Below are 2,349 nucleotides of genomic sequence, written 5' to 3' on the forward strand. Positions count from 1 at the left end.
GTCCGGCCGGGCCACGTGCTGGACGGCCAGCCGGAACGGGCCGGTGTCGCCGCCGTCCACCGGCGTCTCCTCGAGGTGTCGCAGCAGCGTCGGGCCGCCGTACCAGGGCGTGTTGGCGCTGGGCGTCACCACGTTGTCGCCGTGCAGGGCGGAGACGGGCACGCAGGTCACGTGGTCGACGCCGACTTCCCGGGCGAACGCGCGGTAGTCCCGCTCGACCTCGGCGAACACCTGCTCGTCCCAGCCGCACAGGTCGAGCTTGTTGACCGCGAGCACGACCCGCCGGATGCCGAGCAGGGCCACCACGCAGCTGTGCCTGCGGGTCTGGCGCACCACGCCCTTGCGGGCGTCGACCAGGACGACGGCGAGGTCCGCCGTCGAGGCGCCGGTGACCATGTTGCGGGTGTACTGCTCGTGGCCGGGGGTGTCGGCGACGATGAACTTGCGCCGGTCGGTGGTGAAGTAGCGGTGGGCGACGTCGATGGTGATGCCCTGCTCCCGCTCGGCCTGGAGGCCGTCGACGAGCAGCGCCAGGTCCGGTTCGCCCGCCGGGCCCGAGCGCACCGCCGCGAGCTGGTCGGCCAGGACCAGCCCGGCGTCGTGGAGCAGCCTGCCCAGCAGCGTGCTCTTGCCGTCGTCCACGCTGCCGCAGGTGAGGAAGCGCAGCAGGTCCTTGCGCTCGTGGGCGGCCAGGTGCTCGTCGAGCCGGTCCGCGGGGACGTCGACCATCAGAAGTAGCCCTCCTGCTTCTTGCGCTCCATCGACGCCGAGGCGTCGCGGTCGATGACGCGCCCCTGCCGCTCGGACACCGGGGTCGCGAGCAGCTCCCGGATCACCTCGGGCAGCGTGGCCGCGGTGCTCTCGACCGCGCCGGTCAGCGGGTAGCAGCCGAGGGTGCGGAACCGCACCGACAGCCGTCGCGGCACCTCGCCGGGCTCCAGCGGCATCCGGTCGTCGTCCACCGCGATCAGGGCGCCGTCGCGCCGCACGACGGGGCGCGGTGCGGCGAAGTACAGCGGCACCACGGGGATGCCGCGCGACCGGATGTAGAGCCAGACGTCCAGCTCCGTCCAGTTCGACAGGGGGAACACGCGCACCGTCTCGCCCGGCCGCTTGCGGGCGTTGTAGAGCCGCCACAGCTCGGGGCGCTGCCGCCTGGGGTCCCAGTGGTGGCCGGGCGAGCGCAGCGAGAACACGCGTTCCTTGGCGCGCGAGCGCTCCTCGTCGCGGCGGGCGCCGCCGAAGGCGAGGTCGAAGCGGTGCTCGTCCAGGGCCTGCTTGAGGCCCTCGGTCTTCCACAGGGTGGTGTGCAGCGCGCTGCCGTGGGTGAACGGGTTGATGCCCAGGCGCACGCACTCGGGGTTGCGGTGCACGACCAGGTCCAGGCCGAGTTCGCGCGCGGTGCGGTCGCGGAACCCGATCATCTCGCGGAACTTCCACGTGGTGTCCACGTGCAGCAGCGGGAAGGGCGGCTTGGCCGGGTGGAAGGCGAGCATGGCCAGGTGCAGCAGCACCGAGCTGTCCTTGCCGATGGAGTAGAGCAGCACCGGCCGCTCGGACTCGGCGACGGCCTCGCGGATGACGTGGACGCTCTCCGCCTCCAGCCGGTCGAGGTGGCCGGGGGTCCGCGCCCCCATCAGACCAGGGGGGCGTAGAAGAAGGTCTGCCGGTCGGCGAACCGCCCGTCGGCCCCGACGGTGAAGAAGTCGGCGAACTGGAGGTCCACCTCGCTGCCGTCCTTGAGCGCACCGGTGAACCGGCCGGTCACCGCGACCTCGGCGCCCGAGGCCACGACGGTCGTGACGGAGTGCCTGCCCTCGCGGATCACCCGGTCCTCGCCGTAGAAGCGCGCCAGCTGCTCCCGGCCGACCAGCGGCGGGTAGCCGGGTCGCCGGTACTCCGCGTCGGGGGCGAACAGGTCCAGCAGGCCGGCCACGTCGCCGGAGTCGACCAGCTCGTAGTACTTCCGCACCGCGGCCACGGCCTCGTCGGGGGACACCGCGTTCACCAGGGGTTGCGCCACAGCTCCTCCTGCCATCGGGGAACGCCCGCCGCAGGGGGTCTTTCGGGAGGGGCGGGGTCCGTCCGGTCGAGGGGGCTGCCTCACCGCCGCTCCCCGACCTCGTGCCGAGGAGGCTAGGTGCGGCGCCCGCGAGGGGCCAAGCGTTCAGGGTGCGCGGCGATCCCGGGCGCGCGGCGAAGCGGCGCAACCCGGGGTCGCTTGGCGCGCAACGGGTTGCGCCCCGCGCCCCATGGGCGGGGGGCGGCCCCCGGGTCGCGGGGTCTGATAAAAAAAAACCAGCCCACCAGACCTTAATACAAATCGGGTTGCGGGGTGGGGTTGGAAAA

At 72.9% G+C, this 2,349-nt stretch carries 3 protein-coding genes; all 3 read right to left on the minus strand.

Annotated elements, in window-relative coordinates; translation table 11 throughout:
• Positions 1 to 729 (minus strand): GTP-binding protein (locus ACFV4N_RS42840; RefSeq protein WP_499678430.1); only part of this gene is annotated, 729 nt, incomplete at its 3' end.
• On the minus strand, positions 729 to 1,637 hold the full coding sequence (gene cysD, locus ACFV4N_RS42845; RefSeq protein WP_499678431.1) for a sulfate adenylyltransferase subunit CysD: 909 nt from the start codon (positions 1,635 to 1,637) through the stop codon (positions 729 to 731). The genes ACFV4N_RS42840 and cysD, both read right to left, overlap by 1 nt.
• Positions 1,637 to 2,023: a nuclear transport factor 2 family protein gene (locus ACFV4N_RS42850; RefSeq protein ID WP_499678432.1), complete on the minus strand. Its 387-nt coding sequence runs from the start codon at positions 2,021 to 2,023 to the stop codon at positions 1,637 to 1,639. Before ACFV4N_RS42850 ends, cysD begins: the two co-directional genes overlap by 1 nt.
• Between the last annotated feature and the right edge of the window lie 326 nt (positions 2,024 to 2,349).

This window comes from Actinosynnema sp. NPDC059797 (genome assembly GCF_042732085.1).
Classification (GTDB): domain Bacteria; phylum Actinomycetota; class Actinomycetes; order Mycobacteriales; family Pseudonocardiaceae; genus Actinosynnema.